The following is a 2,698-nucleotide window of genomic DNA, read 5'->3' as shown; positions in this document are numbered from 1 at the left end:
CTGCTGACGCGCTGGGTGGGTTGCTCGCGCGCCGGGCTGTGGACCTTCATCGACACCGACACCGGGCCGGCGCTGCATTGCGTGTCGATGGTCGATGCCGGCCTGCCGCAGCGCACCGGCCTTCCCACCGACATCCACAGCGCCGACCACCCGGCGTACTTCCAGCTGCTGCTGGACGAGGGCTGCGTGGTGGCCGACGACGCACGCAGCCACCCGGCCTGCGTGGGTTTTCTGCAGGAGTACCTGGTGCCCCAGCAGGTGTATTCACTGCTGGACGTGTGCCATTCGGTCAATGGCGAGCTGTTCGGCGTCGTCACCTGCGAGCAGGTGAACGGCCCCATCACCTGGTCGGCGCGCCAGCTGCAGACGGTGCGTCAGCTGGTCAGCCGGGCCGGGCTGACGCTGCGCGAAGCGAGCCTGGCACTGGGGGTGGCGTACCGCAGGCCGCAGCAGGGCAAGGCCTGGAACGACACGGATTGGGGATGAACAGCGACTGCCCGTAGGCCGGCGGCCGCGGCCAGTCGGCCGGCTGCAGCTGGCCCTGCCCGGCCACCCGCAGTGCATTGATCCAGCCGGCATGGGCCACCACCAGCGCCGGGCCGGGCGGCAGGTCGGCCACGAAGGCCTGCATGCGCTGGCGCAGCGCGGCCACCGTTTCGCCGCCGCCGGGCGCATGGTGCTCGAAGTCGGCGTCCCAGCCGGCGAAGTCGGCGGCATTGAGCGTGGCCCAGGCGCGGCCGTCCCAGCGGCCGAAGTCCAGTTCCAGCAGCCGCGCGTCGATGCGGTGCTCGAAGCCCAGCCGGGCCAGCGCGCGACCCACGTCGGCACAGCGCCGCAAAGGCGAGGTGTAGACGGTGCGCGGCAGGCCCTGCGCCCGCACCACCTGGCGGATGCGCCGCGCCAGCCGACGCGCCCGGCGCGGGTCCAGCCGCAGGTCGGTGCGGCCGATGCAGCGGCCCTCGGCGCCTTGCGGGCGCGGATGGCGCCAGAGCCAGAGGGCCGAGGCGCCAGGCTCGGCGGGCGACGCAGCGGCCTTGCCTTGGCGGGCGCCCGCTGCTGCTGCGTGACCGGGGCCCGGGCGGCCTGCGGTCATGCCAGCTCCCACGCGCCCGGCAGCGCCGCCACCAGCGCCAGGTAAGCCGCCAGCTCGGTCCATTGCTGGGTGGCGCCCAGTGCATCGCCGGTGTAGCCGCCCAGGCGCTGGCGCAGCCAGCGGGCGCACACCGCCACCACCAGCGCCATCGCGGCCACCACCGCCAGCACCCGCAGCGGCGGCCAGCCGGCCAGCACCGCGGCTGCGGCCAGCAACGCGCCCCAGCCCAGCGCCACCGCCAGGCCGGCGCGGCTGATCTGCTGCGCCAGCGGCTTGGCCTTGGCATGTGCCAGGTCGCCGCCGTAGGGCAGCAGCCGCAGCATCACCACCGTGGCGGCGCGTGACAGGCCGTGGGCCAGCACCAGCGCCGCGGCCGTCAAGGCCGGGCCGGCGGTGGCCAGCAAGGCGGTGAGCGCGACGGCCTTCAAGGCCAGCGTCAGCCCCAGGCCCAGCGCGCCATAGCTGCCCAGGCGCGAGTCCTTCATGATCTCCAGCGCCCGTTCACGCGTCACCGCGCCGCCCAGGCCGTCGCAGGTGTCGGCCACACCGTCTTCATGGAAGCCGCCGGTCAGCCACACCGTGGCCGCCATCGACAGCAGCACCGCCACCACCGGCGGCCACAGCGCGGCGGCGCCGGCCAGCACCAGCGCGCCCCAACCACCCACCACCGCGCCCACCAACGGAAAGTGGCGGGCGCAGGCATGCAGCCAGGCGGGGTCGAAGCGTCCGTCCTGCAGCGGTATGCGCACCGGCAGCCGGGTGAGGAACTGCACGGCCACCAGCACCAGCCGCGCTTCGTGGCGCAGGCCCATCGCGCTAGGCGCCGCTGTCCGACACGCCGGCCGACTCGAAGCTGGCCATCTCGCGCAGCATGGCCACCGCCGCCTGCACCAGGGGCCAGGCCAGCGCGGCGCCCGAGCCTTCGCCCAGCCGCATGTCCAGCTGCAGCAGCGGGCGTGCGTCCAGGGCCTGCAGCAGCGCGGCATGGCCGGCTTCGCCGCCCAGGTGGGCGAACACGCAGTAGTCGCGCACGGCCGGCTGCAGCCGGCAGGCCACCAGCGCCGCGGCGGCGCAGATGAAGCCGTCGACCACCACCAGCCGGCGCTCCTTCGCGGCCTGCAGCATCGCGCCGGTCAGCATCGCGATCTCGAAGCCGCCCAGCGCGGCCAGCGCTTGCAGCGGTGCCTGCGCCTCGGCATGCCGGTGCAGCACCTGGGCCAGCAGCGCCCGTTTGCGCGCCAGGCCGGCATCGTCCAGGCCAGTGCCGCGGCCCACCGCGGCCTCGATCGGCACGCCGGCCAGCCGCGCCAGCAACAGCGCCGCGCTGCTGGTGTTGCCGATGCCCATCTCGCCCAGCAGCACCGCGTTGCCGGGCAGGCTGCGCAGCACCTCGGGGCCGGCCGCCAACGCCTGCGCGCATTGCGCCTCTGTCATCGCCGGGCCTTCGCTGGCATCGGCGGTGCCGGGGGCCACCTTGCGCAGCAGCAGCCCGGGCCGGGGCGCGAAGTCGTGGGCCACGCCGGCATCCACCACCGTCACATCCAGCCCCGCCTGGCGCGAGAACACGTTCACCGCCGCGCCGCCGGCCAGCATGTTCTCCACCAT

The 2,698-nt window shown here is 74.8% G+C and carries 4 protein-coding genes; 1 reads left to right on the top strand and 3 read right to left on the bottom strand.

The window, feature by feature from the left end; all coding sequences use genetic code 11:
- Positions 1-486: GAF domain-containing protein (locus ABNT58_RS12070; RefSeq protein WP_348753719.1), on the top strand; the 486-nt coding region annotated here is incomplete at its 5' end.
- On the opposite strand, the gene ABNT58_RS12065 is transcribed toward ABNT58_RS12070, so the two are convergent.
- The 3 genes from ABNT58_RS12065 to cobT form a co-directional block, all read right to left on the bottom strand.
- Entirely contained in the window at positions 383-1,093 is a 711-nt protein-coding gene (locus tag ABNT58_RS12065; RefSeq protein ID WP_348753718.1) for a histidine phosphatase family protein, read from the bottom strand. The two genes, ABNT58_RS12070 and ABNT58_RS12065, sit on opposite strands and share 104 nt — an antisense overlap.
- The gene (cobS, locus tag ABNT58_RS12060; protein ID WP_348753717.1) at positions 1,090-1,905 is read right to left on the bottom strand and encodes an adenosylcobinamide-GDP ribazoletransferase; all 816 of its coding nucleotides are present in this window, start codon (positions 1,903-1,905) and stop codon (positions 1,090-1,092) included. Before cobS ends, ABNT58_RS12065 begins: the two co-directional genes overlap by 4 nt.
- Before the next feature lie 4 nt (positions 1,906-1,909).
- On the bottom strand, positions 1,910-2,698 hold a 789-nt coding region (gene cobT / locus ABNT58_RS12055), incomplete at its 5' end, for a nicotinate-nucleotide--dimethylbenzimidazole phosphoribosyltransferase (protein WP_348753716.1).

The organism is uncultured Aquincola sp. (assembly GCF_964001545.1).
In the GTDB taxonomy this organism is placed as follows: Bacteria; Pseudomonadota; Gammaproteobacteria; order Burkholderiales; family Burkholderiaceae_C; genus Aquincola.
Note: the sequence above shows the minus strand (reverse complement) of the source record. Positions and strands in the feature narration are given on the sequence as shown.

Bases quoted from the DNA above. Each gene is read 5' to 3' on its own strand.
- ABNT58_RS12065 (WP_348753718.1), bottom strand. From the start codon at position 1,093: ATGACCGCAGGCCGCCCGGGCCCCGGTCACGCAGCAGCAGCGGGCGCC.
- cobS (WP_348753717.1), bottom strand. From the start codon at position 1,905: ATGGGCCTGCGCCACGAAGCGCGGCTGGTGCTGGTGGCCGTGCAGTTC.